The organism is Ruegeria atlantica (assembly GCF_013033965.1).
GTDB lineage: Bacteria > Pseudomonadota > Alphaproteobacteria > Rhodobacterales > Rhodobacteraceae > Ruegeria > Ruegeria atlantica_D.
The window spans coordinates 415,506-435,401 of record NZ_WQFE01000004.1; the positions used below are offsets into that span (position 1 = coordinate 415,506).

General features: G+C 57.3%; 17 protein-coding genes. 1 reads left to right on the forward strand and 16 read right to left on the reverse strand.

Annotated features, from left to right (window positions below):
* Positions 1-151: 151 nt before the first annotated feature.
* The 10 genes from GOW16_RS10885 to GOW16_RS10930 all read right to left on the reverse strand — a co-directional run bounded on the left by GOW16_RS10885 (position 152) and on the right by GOW16_RS10930 (position 13,777).
* Positions 152-595: a phasin family protein gene (locus GOW16_RS10885; protein WP_170414564.1), complete on the reverse strand. Its 444-nt coding sequence runs from the start codon at positions 593-595 to the stop codon at positions 152-154.
* A 241-nt stretch (positions 596-836) separates the two neighbouring features.
* A complete protein-coding gene (locus tag GOW16_RS10890; RefSeq protein ID WP_170413400.1) occupies positions 837-986 on the reverse strand; it encodes a hypothetical protein in 150 nt (49 codons plus the stop codon).
* A 4-nt stretch (positions 987-990) separates the two neighbouring features.
* Entirely contained in the window at positions 991-2,721 is a 1,731-nt protein-coding gene (lpdA, locus tag GOW16_RS10895) for a dihydrolipoyl dehydrogenase (RefSeq protein WP_170414566.1), read from the reverse strand.
* A gap of 11 nt (positions 2,722-2,732) precedes the next feature.
* Entirely contained in the window at positions 2,733-3,980 is a 1,248-nt protein-coding gene (gene aceF / locus GOW16_RS10900) for a dihydrolipoyllysine-residue acetyltransferase (protein WP_170414568.1), read from the reverse strand.
* 26 nt (positions 3,981-4,006) lie between these two features.
* Positions 4,007-6,661 (reverse strand): pyruvate dehydrogenase (acetyl-transferring), homodimeric type, encoded by a 2,655-nt coding sequence (gene aceE / locus GOW16_RS10905; RefSeq protein ID WP_170414570.1) that lies wholly within the window; start codon positions 6,659-6,661, stop codon positions 4,007-4,009.
* Positions 6,662-6,699: 38 nt separating this feature from the next.
* Positions 6,700-7,422: an acetoacetyl-CoA reductase gene (gene phbB / locus GOW16_RS10910; RefSeq protein ID WP_170414572.1), complete on the reverse strand. Its 723-nt coding sequence runs from the start codon at positions 7,420-7,422 to the stop codon at positions 6,700-6,702.
* A 242-nt stretch (positions 7,423-7,664) separates the two neighbouring features.
* Positions 7,665-9,353 (reverse strand): D-lactate dehydrogenase, encoded by a 1,689-nt coding sequence (gene dld, locus GOW16_RS10915; protein WP_170414574.1) that lies wholly within the window; start codon positions 9,351-9,353, stop codon positions 7,665-7,667.
* Positions 9,350-10,537, reverse strand: coding sequence for an alpha-hydroxy acid oxidase (locus tag GOW16_RS10920; RefSeq protein WP_170414576.1), 1,188 nt, complete (start codon positions 10,535-10,537; stop codon positions 9,350-9,352). The genes dld and GOW16_RS10920 overlap by 4 nt, the downstream gene beginning before the upstream one ends.
* Before the next feature lie 12 nt (positions 10,538-10,549).
* Complete coding sequence (locus GOW16_RS10925; RefSeq protein WP_170414578.1) at positions 10,550-12,613, reverse strand: TRAP transporter large permease subunit; 2,064 nt, start codon at positions 12,611-12,613, stop codon at positions 10,550-10,552.
* Between the two features lie 114 nt (positions 12,614-12,727).
* On the reverse strand, positions 12,728-13,777 hold the full coding sequence (locus tag GOW16_RS10930) for a TRAP transporter substrate-binding protein (RefSeq protein ID WP_170414580.1): 1,050 nt from the start codon (positions 13,775-13,777) through the stop codon (positions 12,728-12,730).
* A gap of 406 nt (positions 13,778-14,183) precedes the next feature.
* Between GOW16_RS10930 and GOW16_RS10935 the strand changes: the two genes are divergently transcribed.
* Positions 14,184-14,909, forward strand: coding sequence for a FadR/GntR family transcriptional regulator (locus tag GOW16_RS10935; protein WP_368039885.1), 726 nt, complete (start codon positions 14,184-14,186; stop codon positions 14,907-14,909).
* Positions 14,910-14,956: 47 nt separating this feature from the next.
* Here GOW16_RS10935 and GOW16_RS10940 read toward each other — a convergent pair whose 3' ends face one another.
* From GOW16_RS10940 to GOW16_RS10965, 6 genes are read right to left on the reverse strand one after another with little or no spacing between them, the layout of a single operon-like run.
* Positions 14,957-15,778 (reverse strand): TonB family protein, encoded by an 822-nt coding sequence (locus GOW16_RS10940; protein ID WP_170414584.1) that lies wholly within the window; start codon positions 15,776-15,778, stop codon positions 14,957-14,959.
* Entirely contained in the window at positions 15,775-16,170 is a 396-nt protein-coding gene (locus tag GOW16_RS10945; RefSeq protein WP_170414586.1) for an ExbD/TolR family protein, read from the reverse strand. The genes GOW16_RS10940 and GOW16_RS10945 overlap by 4 nt, the downstream gene beginning before the upstream one ends.
* On the reverse strand, positions 16,167-16,589 hold the full coding sequence (locus GOW16_RS10950; protein ID WP_368039886.1) for a biopolymer transporter ExbD: 423 nt from the start codon (positions 16,587-16,589) through the stop codon (positions 16,167-16,169). Before GOW16_RS10950 ends, GOW16_RS10945 begins: the two co-directional genes overlap by 4 nt.
* Complete coding sequence (locus GOW16_RS10955) at positions 16,528-17,196, reverse strand: MotA/TolQ/ExbB proton channel family protein (RefSeq protein ID WP_170414590.1); 669 nt, start codon at positions 17,194-17,196, stop codon at positions 16,528-16,530. Before GOW16_RS10955 ends, GOW16_RS10950 begins: the two co-directional genes overlap by 62 nt.
* A gap of 4 nt (positions 17,197-17,200) precedes the next feature.
* Entirely contained in the window at positions 17,201-17,647 is a 447-nt protein-coding gene (locus tag GOW16_RS10960; protein ID WP_170414594.1) for a hypothetical protein, read from the reverse strand.
* A gap of 20 nt (positions 17,648-17,667) precedes the next feature.
* Entirely contained in the window at positions 17,668-19,698 is a 2,031-nt protein-coding gene (locus GOW16_RS10965; RefSeq protein ID WP_254429734.1) for a TonB-dependent receptor domain-containing protein, read from the reverse strand.
* Positions 19,699-19,896 lie beyond the last annotated feature (198 nt).

The window sequence follows — 19,896 nt, forward strand, 5'->3', positions numbered from 1 at the left end:
GCGCTGCGGTCAAGATACGCGCCATAAACACCAACCAATAAGGTCTGTCACCTTTCATCGGAGCGCAGCACAAAAAGAAAGGGCAGGTCTTAGGACCTGCCCTGCGCGATAGCACCTTTTGGGAGGAGTTGGTGCGCCTCGCGGCGTTTGCTTACTTGGCAGCAGCTTTTTTGGCAGCTGCGGTCACGTCGTTGGTGGCTTTTTTGACAGCCGCGGTTGCGTCTTCGGCTGCGTCTTTGCCAGCCGCCATCAGCAGCTCAACGGTTTCGGACTGAACTTTCTTCGCGATCTCAGCGAAGGCTGCCATGTTTTCAGCTGCAACTTCAGCCGAAGCGCTGGCGAAGTCGGTTGCCGCTTTGGCGTAATCTGCAGGCTCGGCCTTGGCTTTCGACATCTCGGTCAGCTTGGCCAGGGTGTCCTTGGTCCATTTGTTCGAGATCTCAGCCGACTTTTCAGCCGCTTCCAACGCAACACCCGACAGCTTTTCGTTCAGCGTCGCGGTCGATTTGAAAGCACCTTCCAGAGCGGTGGTGTCAACGGGGAACGCGCCCATAACGTCTTTCAGGGTCGCGGTGAAGTCTTGCGTCTTTGCCATTGTCCTAAATCCTTTTGCCGAACCGGGCCCACCCCGGCTTTCATCAGCTTGAGGGCAATATGGATGCCGCAGTGCAGCATTGCAAGATTTTTCTTGCTGCAATGCAGAATAAATCCATCCGGCGCTTTGGAATCAGTTACTTGCCTTGACCCGCACATAGGTCCCGGGCGCCGGGGCCAATGCAGGATGGGCCGAATCGCCGGTCTCGCGCGCGCGGGCACTTGCTTGCCCGATCGCTTCTTCAGCCAGGCTTCCCACCGCGGCCACCAGGACCCTTCTCAATCAGACGCTCATAGCCCAACTTCTGCAACTGCAACGCAGAGTCCGGCGTCATCGCAATACCGTTCTCACCGTCATAAATCCCTCTCGGTTTGCCTAGCTTCATCGCCATGATCTTAGCTTCGTTTCTTAGGCGGGATGAGGTCGGTGATCGTGCCCTCGAACATCTCGGCCGCGAAGTTGACCGTCTCGCTCAGCGTCGGGTGGGGGTGGATCGTGTGACCCAGATCGACTGCGTCTGCACCCATCTCGATGGCCAGTGCGGTTTCGGAAATCAGGTCACCCGCATTGGTACCAACGATGCAGGCGCCCACGACCCGTTGATCCTGCGGATCGAACAGCAACTTGGTGATGCCTTCAGACCGGCCATTGGACAGAGACTTGCCCGACGCGGCCCAGGGGAATAAGCCTTTTTCGACCTTGATCCCTTTGGCCTTGGCCTCGGTTTCCGTCATACCGCACCACGCCACTTCGGGGTCGGTATAGGCAACTGAGGGGATCAGCTTCGCGTCGAAGAACCGCTTGTGACCGGCAGCAACCTCGGCTGCAACTTTGCCTTCATGCACCGCCTTGTGCGCCAACATCGGTTGGCCGACCAGATCACCGATGGCGAATATATGCGGCACACCTGTACGTTGCTGGTTATCCACGGAGATAAAGCCACGCTCATCCACCGCGACCCCGGCCTTTTCGGCGTCGATCAGCTTGCCATTGGGTTTGCGCCCTACGGCCACTAGAACCTTGTCGAACGTGTCGGTGAAGCTTTCGCCCTTATCGTCCTCGAACGTGACCTTGAGGCCCTTTTTCAACGGTTCAATCGCAGTCACTTTGGTTTTGAGGAAGATGTTTTCGTAGCGGCCCTTGATGCGGTTCATCAGAGGTTTGACGATATCTTTGTCCGCACCGGGGATAATCTGATCCATCAACTCGACCACAGTGATATTCGAGCCCAGCGCGTCATAGACGCAAGCCATTTCCAGACCAATGATACCCCCGCCCAGAACCAGCATCCGCTTTGGCACGTCTACCAGTTCCAGCGCGCCGGTCGAGTCGATAACGCGGTCATCGTCATGTGGGATGAAGGGCAGCACAACCGGTTCAGATCCCGCCGCGATGATGCATTGGTCAAAGGACACAGTGGTCATGCCATCATCGCCGACGACCTCGATCATGTTCGGACCCGAGAAGCGGCCATAGCCACGCACGACCTGAACCTTACGGCCTTTGGACAAACCGTCCAGACCGCCGGTCAGTTTGCCGACAACGCTGTCCTTGAATCCGCGCAATTCGTCCAGATCGATCTTGGGCTTGCCGAAGCTGACACCATGCGCGCCCATTTCTTCGGCCTCGGTGATGACCTTTGCCACGTGCAGCAACGCCTTCGAAGGGATACAGCCCACGTTCAGGCAGACACCGCCAAGGGTCGGGTTGCGCTCGATCATGACAACCTTTTTGCCCAGATCGGCCGCGCGGAAGGCTGCTGTGTATCCACCGGGACCAGATCCCAGCACGACCACTTCGGCATGCACATCGCCCTGCCCGGTCGCCGTACCGGTGGCGACCACGGCCTGAGGCGCGGCAGATGCTTCGGCTGGCGCAGCCTCGGGCGTCACGCCATCAGCGGCTTCCAGCGTCAGGATCAGCGCGCCTTCCGAGACATTGTCACCTTCGGACACGGCTATCGAGACAACCTTGCCAGCGGCGGGGGACGGGACCTCCATCGTGGCCTTGTCGGATTCCAGTTCGATCAGCGGGTCTTCGGCGGCGACCGTATCGCCGACGGTCACAAGAATGCTGATCACGGGCACATCGGAGAAATCACCGATATCGGGTACTTTGACGTCCATCTGGTCTCTCCTCACCACATCAATTTGCGCATATCGCCCAGCAGCGTCTTGAGCGTCACGCAAAAACGCGCGGCCAAGGCGCCATCAACGGCACGGTGGTCATAGCTGAGCGACAAAGGCTGCATCAGGCGCGGCACGAATTCCCCGCCATTCCAGACCGGCGCCATCTTCGACCGAGTCAGGCCCAGAATAGCCACCTCGGGTGCGTTGACGATCGGCGTGAAATGAGTACCGCCAATGCCGCCAAGCGACGAGATGGTGAAGGTCGCACCTTGCATGTCGTTCGACTTCAACTCACCAGCACGAGCCTTACCCGACAGCTCCATCAGATCTTTGGAGATCTCGACAATGCCCTTGCGATCCGCATCCTTGATGACCGGAACAACCAGACCGTTCGGCGTATCCGCGGCAAAACCGATATTGTAGTATGATTTGCGGATCAGCTTGTCGCCATCGGGGTGGATCGACGAGTTGAATTCCCAATGCTGCTTCAGCGCATTGACCGAAGCCTTGACCACAAAGCTAAGCAAGGTCACGCGATAACCATCTTCCTTGGCCATCGTGTCCATTTCCTTGCGGTATTTGTCCAGCTCGGTGATGTCGGCCTCATCATTATGGGTGACATGCGGGATGTTGAGCCACGACCGGTGCAGCGCAGGACCAGACAGCTTTTTGATACGGGGCATTTCCACATCTTCGACCGGACCGAACTTTGAGAAATCGACAACCGGGATTGGCGGGATGCCCATGCCACTTGATGCACCGGCTGCAGACGGTGCCGCGGCAGTTGTGGATTTGAGAAACTTGGTGACATCCTCTCGCAGGATGCGCCCCTTACGGCCCGAGCCGTTGACCTTGGACAGGTCAACGTCCAGCTGACGTGCAAAAGCGCGCACGGATGGCGAGGCGTGGGCCTTGCCAAACCCGCTGTCCATAACCGGTGCAGCCGCGGCGGCAGGCGCAAGGGCGGCTTCTGATACTGGTGCCGCGGTGGGCGCTGCCTCGGCCGGGGCGGCTGGTGCGCCCTCGCCTTCCAGCAGCAGGATCAGCGCGCCTTTGGATACGTTATCACCCTCGAACACTTTGATTTCCTTAACTACACCAGCGGCGGGGGAAGGAACCTCCATCGTCGCCTTGTCGCTTTCCAATTCGATCAGCGGGTCTTCGGCGGCGATGGTGTCACCAACCGAGACCAGGATGCTGATAATCGGGACATCCGCGAAATCCCCGATATCCGGAACTGTTACTTCGATTGCCATTTCTACGTCTCCTCGTTCCCGATGCCTTACACCAGCCGGGGGTTCGGCTTGTCGCCGTCGATTTCATATGTCTTGAGCGCTTTTTCGAGCTCGGCCTTTGACACCGCCCCTTCGCGGTACAGATCGACCATGGCGGCCGCCGCGATGTGGTTGGCATCGACCTCGAAGAACCGGCGCAGGTTCACACGGCTGTCCGAACGGCCATAGCCATCTGTTCCCAGCACGGTGTAGCGGCCCGGCACAAAGGCGCGAATCTGCTCGGCATAGTTCTTCATGTAGTCGGTTGCCGCGATGATCGGGCCTTTGGCCTTTGACAACTGCTCGGTCACGTAAGGCACACGCTCCTCAGCCAGCGGGTCCAGACGATTGGCACGCGCCGCGTCTTGCCCGTCGCGGGCCAGTTCGTTGAACGAGGTGGCCGACCAGATATCCGACGTCACGCCGAAATCCTTCTTCAGCATTTCAGCCGCTTTCATGGCCTGCACCAGAATGGTGCCGGACCCCATCAGATTGACGTGCTTCTTGCCGGGTTTCTTGGTTTCCTGGAAACGGTACAACCCCTTGATGATCCCCTCTTCGGCGCCCATCGGCATATCGGGATGGGAATAGTTTTCGTTCATCAGGGTCAGGTAGAAATAGATATCCTCCTGATCGCCATACATCCGTTGCAGACCGTTCTGGATGATCACCGCGACCTCATAGCTGAAGGTCGGATCATAGGTGATGCAGTTCGGAATGGTGCCCGCAAGAATGTGGCTGTGGCCATCCTCATGCTGCAAACCCTCGCCGTTCAGCGTCGTCCGTCCGGCTGTTCCGCCCAGCATGAAACCACGTGCCCGGCTGTCACCAGCGGCCCAGGCCAGATCACCGATCCTTTGGAAACCGAACATCGAGTAGTAAATGAAGAACGGGATCATCGGTACGCCGTGATTGGAATACGCAGTCGCCGCTGCGATCCAGTCGGCCATGGCGCCTGCCTCGTTGATGCCTTCCTGCAGGACCTGACCGTTGGTCGTTTCCTTGTAGAACATCATCTGATCGGCATCTTCAGGGGTATAGTTCTGACCCGACGGGTTGTAGATCCCGACCGAGCGGAACAGCCCTTCCATCCCGAATGTCCGGCTTTCGTCCGGCACAATCGGCACAACGTTCTTCCCCATCCCCTTGTCACGCAACAGCGTGGTCAGGATGCGAACAAAGGCCATCGTGGTCGAAATCTCACGATCACCAGTGCCTTTCAGCTGAGCTTCGAACTTGGAAAGCTCAGGGATCTCCAGCGCCGGTGCGCTGCTATCGCGCTTGGGGAACTCACCGCCCAATGCCTTGCGGCGGTCGGCCAGATAGGCCTTTTGCGCATTGTTCAACGATACAAACGGCGCGTTGGGCAGGTCTTCGTCGCTAACCGGAATTTGAAAGCGATCGCGAAACGCGCGCAACTGATCTTCGGCCAGTTTCTTTTGTTGGTGGGTGGTGTTCTGCCCCTCACCGGCTGAACCCATGCCGTAGCCTTTGACAGTTTTGACCAGCAGGCAGGTCGGCGTACCCTCGTTCTCGGTCGCGCGTTTGAATGCGGTATAGACTTTTTCAGGGTCATGGCCGCCCCGACGCAAAGCCCAGATCTGATCGTCGGTCCAGTCTTCGACCAGAGCGGCGGTTTCCGGATACTTGCCAAAGAAATGTTCCCGAATGTAAGCGCCGTCTTTGGATTTGAAGGTCTGATAATCACCATCGACCGTCTCATCCATCAACTGGCGCAACCGCCCGCTGGTGTCTTTTTCCAGCAGTTGATCCCAGCCCTTACCCCAGAGCAGCTTGATCACGTTCCAGCCTGCACCCCGGAAGTCGCCCTCAAGCTCTTGCACGATCTTGCCGTTGCCGCGCACCGGGCCATCGAGACGCTGGAGATTGCAGTTGATCACGAAAATCAGGTTGTCCAGCCCCTCGCGCACGGCCAGGTCAATCGCACCCCGGCTTTCGGGTTCGTCCATCTCACCATCGCCCAGAAAGCACCACACTTTGCGGTCCGCCATGTCGATATGACCCCGGTTGTGCATGTATTTCATGAACCGCGCCTGATAGATCGCCATCAGCGGCCCCAGCCCCATCGAAACCGTCGGGAACTGCCAGTAGTCCGGCATCAACCATGGGTGCGGATAGCTGGACAGCCCGCCGCCATCGACCTCGGACCGGAAATTCTCCAGCTGCTCTTCGGTGATGCGCCCTTCCATGAAGGACCGGGCATAGATGCCTGGGATCACATGGCCCTGAAAGAACACCAGGTCCCCGCCGTGGATCGCCGTTTTCGACCGCCAGAAATGGTTGAGACCAACGTCATACATCACCGCAGATGAGGCAAAGGAGGCAATGTGGCCGCCATACTCACTGCTGACTTTGTTGCGCCGAACCACGGTTGCCATGGCGTTCCAGCGGTTGATCGTGCGGATGCGCCACTCCATCTCGGGATCGCCGGGAAAGGCGTACTGATCATCAACGGGGATTGTGTTCTGATAGGGCGTCGTCGCCGAAAACGGCAGTGTCGCGCCGGCAGCGCGGGCCTTTTGCACGGCCTTGTCCAACAGGAAATGCGCGCGGTTTGCACCATCCCGTTCAATCACGTCTTCAATGGCGTCCTGCCATTCTTGACTTTCTACCGGGTCGATATCGGGTTCGAGGTCTTTCATGGGGCAGGTTCCTTTCTCAAACTGTGTCCGGTGGGGTGTCAGACGAAGAATTGCGCGCCGTTGACGGAAATCGTTGAGCCGTTGACATACCCGGCGTCGTCCGAGGCCAGGAAAGCCACGCAACGTGCGATTTCCTCGGGCTCTCCCAGCCTTCCCGCCGGGATTTGGCCAACAATGGCCTCGCGGACTTTTTCCGGAACGGCCATCACCATCTCGGTGGCGATGTAACCGGGGCAGATGGCATTTGCGGTAATGCCCGCGCGCGCACCTTCTTGCGCCAGCGATTTGACGATACCCAGATCGCCCGCCTTGGTGGCTGCGTAGTTCACTTGCGCGAACTGGCCTTTCTGGCCGTTGATCGAGCTGATGACGATAACGCGGCCAAACTTCCGTTCGCGCATACCCGGCCAAATTGGATGGATGGTGTTGAAAACGCCGGTCAGATTTGTGTCAATAACGTCTTTCCATTGTTCGGGTGTCATCTTGTGGAACGGCGCGTCGCGGGTGATCCCGGCGTTGGCGACCACGATGTCGATCGGGCCACTCTCGGCCTCGACCTGCGCGATACCAGTAGCCGAGGCTTCGTAATCTGCGACATTCCATTTGTAGGTCTTGATGCCAGTCTCGGCAGTGAAAGCAGCCGCCTTTTCATCATTGCCGGCATAGGTGGCGACAACGGTGTATCCTTCAGCATTCAACTTTCTGGAAATCGCCTCGCCAATACCCCTGCTGCCACCGGTTACAAGTGCAGTACGTGTCATCTCTAACTCCTCCGATTAGTCAGTGACTTTGACCTAACTTGCGCGATTACGTAGCGTAATTTTCTGCGCCCGGATAGGCCTGAGCGGAATAGCAGCTATGCACTTCAGGAAAAGTTTAACGTTAAACTAATTAGGCATTATTGATTTAAAGTGTTTTCTTACAATTAGTTACGAAGATGTTTACGCAACCATTTACGTCCACCGCCAAAGAAGTGGCGCAATCGCGGCTTTGATCGCCGCAGTTAATCACCGGTGTAGTGACGAGACTTCGACATTTTTCCGATCCCGGGATTAAAGGAGTTGGTCGGATCGCAGTGCATGTAATGTGAAGCCAGATCCGGCTTGGCTTTGTAGAGATGCCCGACATTGTGCTCGGCCGGGTATTCTGCCCCGCGCTCATCGAGGATCTTGAGCATCGCAGTTTTGATCGCCTTTGGATCGCAGCCCTTTTTGACGATGTAGTCTTGATGCATCACGTGACACATCAAGTGACCGTAATAGACTTTGCCAACCAACTGATCTGTGATTTCAGATGGCAACGTTTCGAACCAGTCACGGTCGTTGCGGCGCAGCGCGATATCCAGCGCCAGTATCTCTTCGACCTCATTTGCATGGACATGGCCGTATCGCACGGCAGCACCTGCAGCTGCAAAACGATGCAACCCGGCAATCTTTGCCTCACGCGGTGTGCAGGTGACGAATTCAGCACTGCGAGACCCAAAGAAACCGGGCAGAAAATCGGCCGCCTCTTCGATACCACCGTCATGCATTTTCAGAATGAGGTGGTGTTCATACCTATCGCGAAACTCATACAGGAACTTCGGCAGATGCTGGGGCCAGAGCTTTGACGCAACCTGCATGAACCTGTCGGTGAAACCCCGAGTCAGAGAGAACTTGTTCAGGCGCGAGTCTACTGCGCCCTTTAAGGCAAAAAACATTGGCAGCCGGTCGGTCCCCAGCTTGTCGATCATCACCAGAGTGTCCTTGCCGTATTTGGCGGCAATGTCGAAACACTCGCGATGAACGTATTCGGCTGAAACCGGCAGTGTTTCAAAATTCTTCAGGACATGGCGCCGAAGGTCGGTCAAATCCGCGGGGTCGTTTGTTCCGATGTAAAAAACCTTCTCACGTTCATAGGTCGGGAAGGTATCAAGCCGGACCGCAAATACCGCCAATTTGCCCGCACAGCCAGAGGCTTCGTACAACAGCCGACTATCATTGTTGTAACGCGAGGGCGTATCCGCATCGACATCCCGCAGGATTGATGTGTAGTCCGGATCGGATGCATTGCGGCCTTGCGGTGTCGGGGCGTCCTTGTCGAAATCCCCGGCTTCAACCCGGGTCAGGATTTCCTCTGGTGTGTCGCCCAAATCCAGTCCCAGATGGTTCACCAGTTTCAGGGTCCCATCCGCGGCGATCTGAGCAAAAAGAGCAAGCTCGGTATAGCTGGGCCCACGCTCGCACAACGACCCGCCGGAATTGTTGCAAACCCCGCCGACAATCGAGGCACCAATGCTTGAGGATCCAATCACTGAATGAGGGGTACGTCCCAACGGCCGCAGCTTTTTTTCAAGCTCAAACAGCGACGCGCCCGGCAGGCTAAGGACCTGTTGACCGCCTTGTAAAAGGTGTTGGGTATTCATCCGGCTGACATTGATCAGAACAACGCCGCGATCGTAACCGCCTTTGGGCGTGGACCCTTCGGTCAGGCCGGTATTGGACGCCTGCATGATGACGATCTTGTCGGCGGCGACACAGGCTTGCAGGACTTTCCACTGCTCCAGTAGGGAGCCGGGTCGAACAACGCATAGCGCCTCACCCTCACCTGATCTGAACCCGCGGCGGAACCTCTCGGTCGCGCGTTCGCCTCTCAGCACATTGCGAGGGCCGACGATGGAACGGAACTTGGATATGAGGGCTTCGTTGGTCATGCCGCGTTCCGATGTACATCGCTCGGACCACTCACCCGATCACGGAAGCGCAAGTTGGCGCGCGACAGCTGGTCGATCCGCGTAACGCCCATAAGTTTCATGTCGCGCTCGATCTCGGCCCGCATCAAACCCAGCGCTCGTTCGACACCGGGTTGGCCAGCAGCGGCCAGCGGATACAGATAGTGCCGCCCTACCCCAACCGCCTTGGCACCCAGCGACAACGCCTTGAGCACATGGGTCCCGCGCTGAATTCCGCTGTCCATCATCACATCCAAACGGTCGCCGACCGCATCCACGATCTCGGCCAACTGGTCGAACGGCGTGCGCGAGCCGTCCAACTGGCGACCGCCGTGGTTCGACAGGATGATACCCGTACACCCGATCTCGGCTGCGCGGCACGCGTCTTCGACGGTCATGATACCTTTGAGGCAGAACTGGCCATCCCATTCGCGCACCATCTGCGCCACGTCATCCCAGTTCATCGACGGGTCCAGCATGTCGGTGAAGTAGCCACCGATCGAACTGGCCCCGCTGCCCATATCAACATGTTCCTCAAGCTGCGGCAGGCGGAATCTCTCATGCGTGACATAGTTGATGCCCCACATTGGCTTGATCGCAAATTGGATCATGCCACCCAATGTCAGCCGGAACGGGATCGAGAACCCCGTCCGCAGGTCACGTTCGCGATTGCCGCCAGTGATGCTGTCGACAGTCAGCATCATCACCTCGACCCCGGCCTCTTTGGCGCGCTGCATCATGGCAGAGTTCAGGCCACGATCCTTGTGGAAGTAGAATTGATAGACCTGCGGGTTCTTATGCTTCTGGCGCAGTTCTTCTAGCGAAACAGTGCCCAGCGACGACACACCGAACATGGTCCCATATTTCTCGGCCGCCGCAGCCACGGCACGCTCCCCTTGATGGTGGAACAACCGTTGCAGTGCAGTGGGCGAGCAATAGATCGGCATGTCCAACTTTTGCCCCATGACGGTGACGGACATGTCCACGTCTTTCACCCCGCGCAGAACGGAGGGCAGCAGATCACACCGCTCAAACGTCCGGGTGTTTTCGCGATACGTCACTTCATCGTCCGCGCCGCCGTCGATGTAGTTAAAGATCGGCCCCGGCAGGCGGCGCTTGGCCAGCCTGCGGAAGTCCTGGAAGTTATGGCAATCTTTCAGACGCATGTCTCTTCCTCCTCAATAGGCGACGGATGGCAGCCAGGTGGCGAGAGTGGGCCACAGGAAGACAAGCGCCAGCCCGGTCAATTGCAGCAAGACAAACGGAATGATGCCCTTGTAGATATGCGTCAGTTTTATCTCGGGCGGGCAGACGCCCTTGAGATAGAACAACGCGAACCCCACAGGCGGCGTCAGGAAGCTGGTTTGCAGCGTCACCGCCACCAGAATGACAAACCACACCAGCGCCGGTTCATCCAGTACGCCGAAACCTGGGACGTCGATGCCCAGCCCATTTACGATGGGGCGCATCAGGGGCAGCACGATCAGCGTGATCTCGATCCAGTCCAGAACAAAGCCCAGCAGGAAGACGATGAACAGGATGAACAGGATCGTGCCATTGGCCCCAAACCCGGTGGACTGCACGACATGCTCAATCAACTCATCCCCACCGAGTTCCCGCAGGACATAGGAAAATACGGTCGCGCCTAAGAAGATCGCAAAGATGTAGGCGGTGGTGTTGAAGGTCGAAACCAGCACGTTCCACAGCTTGGCGAAGGTCAATTTGCGGTATCCCAAAGCCAGCAAAGTGGCACCCAGCGCGCCAATGCCCGAGGCTTCGGTTGGCGTGGTCAGACCCGCAAAGATCGAGCCCAGCACGGCGAGGATCAACATCAGCGTTGGGATAACGGCGATTAGCACGTCCTTGACGGCGGCCCAGTCGGGGGCTTTTGCACCTTCGGGCACCGGGGCTGCATCGCGCTTCACCAGCGCGAGGATGAAGATATAGGTCAGGTAGAGGCCACCGATGATCACGCCCGGGAAGACAGCGGCCATGAACAGATCACCGACAGACAGAGCCATCTGGTCTGCCATGATCACCAGCATGATTGAAGGCGGTATCAGGATGCCCAGCGTGCCAGAGGCTGAAACCACCCCAGCGGCCAGCGTGGGCTGATACTTCTGCTGCATCATTGACGGCAACGAAAGAACGCCCAGCAGAACCACAGACGCACCGATGATGCCAGTTGAGGCCGCCAGTATAATCCCGATCAGGGTCACGGTGATGGCCAGCCCCCCGCGCACGGTGCCGAAAAGGCGCTGCATTGAGGACATCAAACGCTCAGCCACACCGGATTCGTCCAACATCAGGCCCATGAAGATGAACATCGGCAGGGCCACCAGAACCGCGTTCGACATTGTGGCATAGATCCGGTTCACCACCGCTCCGAGGGTCAGGTAATCGAGCCCGGTAAAGGTGCTCTCAAGCCCTGTCCAAAGCATCAGATCGTTGTCGAACAGATAGGCCAACCCGCAATAGGCAACGCCCACACCGGCCAGCACCCAGGCCACAGGATATCCGGTAAAAAGTAGCGCAATGAATGTCAGGAACATCGCGATGACCAGCTTTTCCTCGGTTGTTTCAACCAGGAAAGTCAGGCCAATACAGACAGCGGCAAAAACGGCCAGCACCAGAAGGATTCGGCGCAGCGGTGCACCTTCACGTTCCGCGGCCGGTCCGTACATCAGCGCGTGCCCGTCATGGATCAACCGCGCCAGTGCGGCCAAGCCCAGCAGAACAAAACTGATCGGAATGACTGCCTTGAAGGCCCAGCGCGCAGGCAGACCAGTGGGGCTGTCCGAGCGCTCGCTGACGCGGAAGCTTTCGTAAAAATAGTCGTACCCCTGATCGATCATCAGATAGATGAACGGAGTCAGCAGGGTCAGGATGCCGATCACCTCTATCACTCGCTGCGCGCGACGGGAGAGTTGCATGTGCAAAACGTCAACGCGCACATGGCTGTCTGTGATCAAGGCATAGGATATGCCGATCATCGTCACGATGCCGTAGAAATGCCACTGAATCTCGTCCAGTTTGGGATAGTTCTGGCTGAACAGATAGCGCAGCGAGACCTGGCTGAAGATCGCGGCCATCAAAAGGACATTGGCCCACATCACCACATGCCCGACGGCTTTTACGCCAGTATCAATAGCAACGGCGATTTTTTGGCGGTCGGTTTCGGGGTGCTCCAGGATGCCTTCATAGGCTTCGACCGGATCATTGAGGTTCTTTTGCGTGGCCATGGGTAATCCTCGCTCAGTTGACCGGCGCGGGCGCGGTCAAGGGAATGCAGGTTCAAAATCCTGATAGTGTCCGAGGCAGAGTTACCCCTGCCCCGGACGCGTCAGCAAGTCAGGTTACTGACGGGGGAGGAACGCGTTGGTTTTCCACAGGGCATAGCCGTCGCGGAACTCGTTCATGTCGGACAGAACCTTGGCAAAGAAGGCATCGTTGGCGGCCTCTTCGGCGGCAACCTCATCCCAGGTGGTGCGGAAAGTATCCAGCATCTCGGGCGACCATTGTTTGATGGTGACGCCGTTGTTTTCGACGTTGTCGATCAGGGCCGCGTGCTGAATGGCCTCACCTTCGGCAAAACTGTCGGCCATCGACGCCTTGCAGGCGTTTTCGATGATCGCCTTGTGCTGCTCGCTGGTCTCTGCCCAGACATCCTTGTTGATCATCAACTCGAACACGGTCGCCTGCTGGTGCCAGCCGGGGAAATAGTTGAACTTGACCAGTTTATGAAAGCCCAGACGCGCGTCGATGGCTGGCATCGAAAACTCGGTTGCGTCGATGGCGCCTTTTTCAAGCGCGGGGAAAATCTCACCGCCCGGCAGCAACGAGGTTGCGACACCCAGTTTCTGCATGACCTTACCGCCCAGACCAAAGAAGCGCATTTTCAGGCCGTTCAGATCGTCCGGAGAATTGATCTCGGTCGCGAACCAGCCGGACGTTTCCGGGGCGATGACCGCGCAGGGGATGACATGGACGTTATAGCCCGCCTGATCGTACATCTCCTGATACAGCGACATGCCGTTACCGTAGTAAAGCCACGCCATGTATTCGCCAGCCTCGGGTCCGAACGGAACGGCCGAGAACAGGGGCGCCGCCGGGATCTTGCCCGCCCAGTAACCGGCGGTGGTATAGCCTGAATTGATCTTGCCGGTGGACACTGCATCGAGAATTTCAAAAGGCGGGACCAGCTTGCCCGGCTCATACACCTTCATCTTCAGCGTTCCGCCGGACATCAGGTCAAGCTGTTCGGCAACACGTGGGATTGGTGAGCCAAGGCCCGGCAGTTCGGTCGAAAACGCAATCGGGGTTTTCAGCAGCAGCTTATCAGCGGCAACCGCAGGCGCCGCCATCAAGCTCGCCGCCACGGCAAGGCTCGTCAGGGTCTTTTTCATGAAATCTCCTCCAGGGTCGGTCGGACGCGCTGTCCGATGAATGTGTGACGCCAGACGTTCAGCGCCCACATTGGTAAATAAAGTTTACCATATAAATCAGTCAACAACTTTATTTACCAATGGGTCGCTCAGTTTAAGCCTTGATTGGGCGCGTGGTGCGTTAGCTCGAGAACTGAGCAGCAGAGAGTTCTCGGCGAACAAACTCGTCTTTTTTGTTTACTGATAGCCAGTTGCGCTTCCAAAACCCGTAGACTTGCCCCAGAAAGTCAGTTGTTGAAAAATATGCAATCAAAGGTTACTTTTATTTACCAAATAGGTTCTGAAATCTACTTCGGAGAGGCAAACCACGATGAACACGACTGCGATTTTTGAACCAATCGGACACGAATCACTCTCGGATGCGGTGGTGGCTCAGATTGAAGATCTGATTGCCTCGGGGATCCTCAAACAGGGCCGAAAGCTGCCATCGGAACGCGATCTGGCGGAAACTCTGCGCGTCTCCCGTCCCAAACTACGTGAGGCGCTAGCGGTTCTCGAAGAACGCGGTCTGGTGACGACACAGCATGGGGAAGGCACTTTTGTGGCGGCGTTGACGGGCAGTGCCATGCTCCCTGCCCTGCTGGCGCTGTACGAACGCCATGAACCTGCGTTTTTCGACTATCTCGAATATCGACGCGAACAAGAGGGTTTTGCCGCCAAATTAGCCGCGCGACGGGCGACCAAGGCGGATAAAGAACGGATTACCGAAATCCTGGCCGAGGATGAGCGTGCCTGGCGCGAGAAGGAGACATTGGCCTCACGAGAGGCTGACTTTGCCCTGCACGCCGCAATTGTGGACGCCAGTCAGAACGCGACCCTTATTCACATGATGGCTTCGATCTACGAGCTCACCCGCCAGGGTGTCTTCTACAACCGTGATTTCCTGAAAACCATCGACGGCACAGGTAAGCTTTTGATGGAACAGCATCGCGATCTTGGAGTGGCGGTCATCGAAGGTGACGAGGCCCGCGCGGAAAAGGCCGCCCATGACCACATCGACTTTGTCGAGGAGTCATTCAAGCTGGGTATCGAAAGACGCCGTCGCGAGGCAATGGCCGAAAAGCGCCGTATTCTGTCGGATCCAAAAGCCTGATTGTTTATCGGCACCACGACGAAACCCGTCAGGCGTGGCACAAGCCCCTACTTTCCAACGATCTCAATTGTGTAATCGCGGCGGGCTGTGGCAGGCGGTGGCTGAAAAGGCGCGGCAGCGCGCACCTGGGCCAAAGCCACCTGATCCAACCGTTTTGACCCCGAGCTGCGCGTGACCCTGACACTAAGCAGTGCGCCCGTGTCTCCAATCCGAAAACTGACCAACGCCGCGCCACGGATGTTAACGCTTTTGCGCCGGGCGCGAGTGATTTTGCGTTTCACGTGTCCTGCATAGTTGCTGGCTTCGGCGTTACCCTGCCCGGCCGACTTGGATTTGGTCTTTTTTGCGGTAGCCGCGCCTTCGCTCGTTTGCCCCGAGGCGTTGCCTTTCTTCGCATTTTTTTCAGAATTTCCTGCCTGCGATGCGACCTGATCGACCTTTTGGGGCGTCTGCTCTGCGCTTTTCTTCGCAGGTGTTTGTGATACGATCTTGGTTTTTGCGGCGGCCTTAGCGGCCGCAGCCTTCTGAGCCGTTTCAGGCGTTTGTTGAGTCGTCACCGCAGCCGCCTGGGCGCTGCTTGGTGCGACCGGGCTGAGTGGCTGTGGCACGACCGCCTGAGGCTGAGTTGGGCTGATCGCTGTTTGTTGCAGCGTTGGCGTCACAGGTGGCTTATGCGCGACGGCGGGTGTCGATGCGGTCGCCCCGGTCACATAGTCCTTGAAGGAATCCCCAAGTGCAGCAACCTCGCCCGAACCGCCGCCTTCAACATGCACCGTTTCACCAGCGGAAAAGTCATGCAAGGCAAGAACGTGAGAGGCTGCGGCCAATGCCACGGTAGAAACTGCAACGACGCGGGATCGAGGTATCATTTCAATCCCCTTTCGGTGACCACATAGACTCTTTTTGCGCCCAGCGCGCGCAAGCTATCACTGACCTCTTTCAGCCGAACCGCAGGCAATGTTCGATCTGGAATAACGCGAACATTGTCCAGCGGCAGGTTGATCGACGCGCGTTCCACATACGCTTCGACACCGGTAAGTTCGGCACCCCGGTATTCCAGCGTGCCATCGCCACGGATGACCAACGCATCCGGTGGCTCGCGGCCCTCCAAGTCGCTGGTTTCCACCAGCTTCACCGATTGGCTCAGCGGCGGTGCAAGAGTGCCTGCGATCATGAAAAAGATGAGCATCAGAAAGACGACATTGATCAGCGCAATCGTTGGCTCTCGACCCTGATTTGACTGGCGTTTTAATTGAATCATCCGATCACCTGCGCGCGCAATTGGTCGATGCCCTTCAGCACCGAAAGCAGATCGATCAACTGTTGGGAGGTTGCGTTCTGTCCCAAACTGATCAGCACGGTCTGAGACTTACCGGCCTCTAACGCGGCAGCAACGTCATCGAACGCTGCAGGAGTTCCATCCACCAGAATTCGGTCAGCTTCGAGCTTGACAAAACGGATCGCCCGGTCGGTTTCTGCGCCCCCGGCGGCAGCGGTGGCAAATTCGATTTCGCCATATTTGGAGAACGTCGACGTCAGCATGAAGAACAACAACAGCAGAAAGATGACGTCAATCAGAGACGTCATCGACAAGCGCCTGCGCCGTTTTCTGCGGAAGTTAAGTGCCATGGGCGAAAACCGGCTGTGGCGTTTGATCCGTCCCAAGCGCATCCTCGGCATACCCCGGTGCAAACACCGTTCTCAAAGCACGGTTGGCAAAGGTGCGTTCTCTGTTCATGCGTGCCTCGAACCATGTCAGAACCATCGAGGTCGGCATGGCAACCGCAAGGCCGGCGGCGGTCGTCAATAAAGCCACCCAGATACCACCGGCCAGTAACGAAGGATCAACGGAATTGCCCGCCCCTTGCAACGTCTGGAAAGCTTCGATCATACCCATGACCGTCCCGAACAGGCCCAGAAGCGGCGCAAGTTGAGCGACCATATCGAGGACGTTGAACCCCTGCTCAAGTTGCGTAAATCGCGCTTCGGCTTCGGCGTCGGTGCGTTCGGACAGAGTGCGATCCTCGCCCGATAAGGCCATAGCGATCACCGGGGCCAGATAGCTGCGGCTTTTGTTCAGATGCGCCCTGGTCTCGGCAAGGTCCTTGCGGTCCCACGCCTCAATGGCTCGCGAAAGCTCAATATGACGACCGACACCCGCAGCGCGGAACTGCCAGAGTTTGTACAGAACCAGCGAGAGCGTAGCGATCGAAGTCACGATCAGGATGGCAACAACCGGCCCACCCAATTCAAGAATTTCCGATACTTTCCCAAAAACTGCGTCCATAACTTCACCCAATCACTTCGGTTTCAAGACGGCTTTTGAGCGTGAGCCCAGACATGCAGGCATCTGCCATATCGGATTGGGTCTCACATTCCTGCACGCCGTTGATCAGAACCCGGCTGATTTGATCACAGGCCATGTCATTGAACTGGAACTGACGCACACGGGGTTTGCCCGAGGGCAATTCGGCAAAGTCCAGCAATGTCAGAAGGGCCACCTGGCCTTCGGCACCGAAAAGAACAGTCTCGTAGACCGCGCCTTCAATATCGATCTCATAGGCGTTTTCAGCAACAAAGCTTAGCAAACAGCCTTCGCCTTTTGCCTCGCTGCTGCTGAGCTCGATGGACACGCCGCCGCGCTTTTGTGTTTCCTGTGCGCCGGCAATCCCTGCCCCCAAAATTGGGAACAGGGTCAGCAGGACCACCCGAGCACTTCTTGTTATGGATATTCGCATGACTGGTCCTTTCGTATGGATCAGAAGGTTTTTGCCAGGGTCAGCTTGAAGTTCCGGCCCGGTGAGTTGCGGGTCGAAAGGTTCGGCAAGTAGTTCTTGTCAAAGATGTTCTCGACGCCTGCGCGAACTTCGAAACCCTGAAACGCGCCTTCCTGCGGCAGATAGGTCGCGCGCAAGGTGTTCACGCCATAACCCGCGACCGGATCTCCGCTAGAGTCGGTGCCGGATTTTGCCCCGAACAGCTCCCAGCTGACGTCCAGAGTTTCGCCAAAGCGTTTGCCGACTGTTACCCGCGCCGAGTCTGTCGGCTCGTTCCGCCATGGTGAGTCCACGCCAAGCGAGCTGGTTTCGGTCCCTTTGACGATGTTTGCGTTGAAGTCGACATAGTACCCAGCCGCGCTGGCATAAGATGCCTCGATTTCGACGCCTTTCGTTTCAACTTCCTGCAGTGGGCGCGAAGGCCGGCCAGACACGTAAGACGTGATGTCCCACAGATCTGTCTTGTAGAAATTGACCTTGGCACGGACTACGTCGCCTGCAGCAAAAACGTCGCCGCGGTTATACGAGAACCCTGCTTCCCATGTGCGCGACTTTTCAGGCTGCGTCATGTATGCGGGCGTGCCCAGATCGTCGATGATTGGCAGGTTTTCCGTGTACGCACCGCTGCCGAACACGGCAAAGCCGCTGGCAAACTCGTACCGTGCGGACAATCCGCCCATCAACGCGTTGTTGTCGTAACTTGCATTACGCGGTGCCGGCGCATCACCGTCGCCCTTGATGTCCTGAGTTTCGTACCGGATCGCAGGGGTGATGGTCAGCTGATCGCCGATCTGGATATCGTCCACGGCAAACAGTGCGACACGGCGATCAGTGCCACCGGGGGCCGAGGGTGCGTCCAGACGCTCACGATTGATGAACTCGATCCCGGCGCGCAGGTCGTGCGATGCAATGCCAGTCTGGAAGTACGACGTATTCTTGATCGTCAGCTTGGTTGTTTCATAGTTGTGGGTCGCATCGGCCAGCCCGCGAATGCTTGGAAAGAATGGCGTCCCTTCCAGGCTTGAGGATCCCGGAACGTAAGAGCTGTCAATCTCCTGCTCCGAATAGCTGAGGTTTACGTCCAGATCGATCAGGTCGTTGCCCGCCGGGCGGTACTGATACCGCAGAATGCCGATTTTCGTTTCGATATCGCGGTCTACGTTGCCAAAAGAATCCGATGTTGTGCCGAACGAGTCATACGGCACATCTCGTTCTTCCGACGTGGACTGGTTGTAGGACGCAGTGATCGAGTGCTCGAGGTCATCGCCAAAGCTGTATTTTCCCTTAGCCAATAGAGATGGCAGCGTGAACGCGCTGTTACCAATCGTGTCCCCGTTTCCATCCTTCTGATCGTCCTGATCGCGATAGGTGTAGTTGAACAGGAATTCAGTCTGGCGGTTTGGCTGCCATGCCAGGATGGACGACGACGCAAAGCCGCTTCCGTTGGAATACCCTTCCAGCGTTTGACGGAAACGGAAGCCCGGCTCACCTCCGGTGAAGTCCGACGCGTCCTTGGTTTCCAACTGAACGACGCCCCCGACCACACCCGAGCCATACTCAAACGACCCGACCGTACCGCGGATGACCGAAACGCTTTTGTATAGCTGCGGATCAGTGAAAAGCTGATTGCCGATCCGATACAGCTCTTCCGCGCCGGTCGTCGCCCCATCGACAAGGATCAACACTTTTTGGTCGGTCCCAAACGTGCCGTTGGCTCCAAACCCACGAATATTGATCCCCGAGCCCTGCGGTGTTGAACCGTTGACCAGCGTCACACCAGGCACAGTGTCGATCAGTTCAGCAACGGTGTTGGCCTGACGGTCGTTGATCTCTACCTGATCAATATTGGTAATCGGCACGGCAGTATCCGTCTGGATTTCCCGCTTACTCTCACCCAGTTCCAACGTACCCAGGAAGCCTTCATCCTGTTCCTGTGCCGAAGCACCAGCCGCAATCATGCTTAGGCACGACACCGTACCCAGCAACCCCATCTTTTGAACACGCGAACGCATTTCTGTCCCTTCGAAACGTTAAGAGGACCGGAAATGCTTGCTCCGTGCTGGCTTGGTCAGTCTTTTTTGATTTTTGGAATCGCCTTTTTTGGCGACTTGTGCTCGTTAATTAAGTTGACTAAAACAGTCAACATAAATTCCTGGTCGCTCTTACGACCTTTGCCAGCAGTTCGCCGCGCTCATCGGTGACCGTGCCAG

Excerpts from the sequence above, each read along its gene's own strand:
- lpdA (WP_170414566.1), bottom strand. The coding sequence starts at position 2,721 with ATGGACGTCAAAGTACCCGATATCGGTGATTTCTCCGATGTGCCCGTG.
- aceE (WP_170414570.1), bottom strand. The coding sequence starts at position 6,661 with ATGAAAGACCTCGAACCCGATATCGACCCGGTAGAAAGTCAAGAATGG.
- GOW16_RS10950 (WP_368039886.1), bottom strand. The coding sequence starts at position 16,589 with ATGCCGAGGATGCGCTTGGGACGGATCAAACGCCACAGCCGGTTTTCG.
- GOW16_RS10930 (WP_170414580.1), bottom strand. The coding sequence starts at position 13,777 with ATGAAAAAGACCCTGACGAGCCTTGCCGTGGCGGCGAGCTTGATGGCG.
- GOW16_RS10940 (WP_170414584.1), bottom strand. The coding sequence starts at position 15,778 with ATGATACCTCGATCCCGCGTCGTTGCAGTTTCTACCGTGGCATTGGCC.
- GOW16_RS10955 (WP_170414590.1), bottom strand. The coding sequence starts at position 17,196 with ATGGACGCAGTTTTTGGGAAAGTATCGGAAATTCTTGAATTGGGTGGG.
- GOW16_RS10885 (WP_170414564.1), bottom strand. The coding sequence starts at position 595 with ATGGCAAAGACGCAAGACTTCACCGCGACCCTGAAAGACGTTATGGGC.
- GOW16_RS10920 (WP_170414576.1), bottom strand. The coding sequence starts at position 10,537 with ATGCGTCTGAAAGATTGCCATAACTTCCAGGACTTCCGCAGGCTGGCC.
- GOW16_RS10945 (WP_170414586.1), bottom strand. The coding sequence starts at position 16,170 with ATGATTCAATTAAAACGCCAGTCAAATCAGGGTCGAGAGCCAACGATT.
- GOW16_RS10960 (WP_170414594.1), bottom strand. The coding sequence starts at position 17,647 with ATGCGAATATCCATAACAAGAAGTGCTCGGGTGGTCCTGCTGACCCTG.
- GOW16_RS10965 (WP_254429734.1), bottom strand. The coding sequence starts at position 19,698 with ATGCGTTCGCGTGTTCAAAAGATGGGGTTGCTGGGTACGGTGTCGTGC.
- GOW16_RS10925 (WP_170414578.1), bottom strand. The coding sequence starts at position 12,613 with ATGGCCACGCAAAAGAACCTCAATGATCCGGTCGAAGCCTATGAAGGC.
- phbB (WP_170414572.1), bottom strand. The coding sequence starts at position 7,422 with ATGACACGTACTGCACTTGTAACCGGTGGCAGCAGGGGTATTGGCGAG.
- aceF (WP_170414568.1), bottom strand. The coding sequence starts at position 3,980 with ATGGCAATCGAAGTAACAGTTCCGGATATCGGGGATTTCGCGGATGTC.
- GOW16_RS10890 (WP_170413400.1), bottom strand. The coding sequence starts at position 986 with ATGGCGATGAAGCTAGGCAAACCGAGAGGGATTTATGACGGTGAGAAC.
- dld (WP_170414574.1), bottom strand. The coding sequence starts at position 9,353 with ATGACCAACGAAGCCCTCATATCCAAGTTCCGTTCCATCGTCGGCCCT.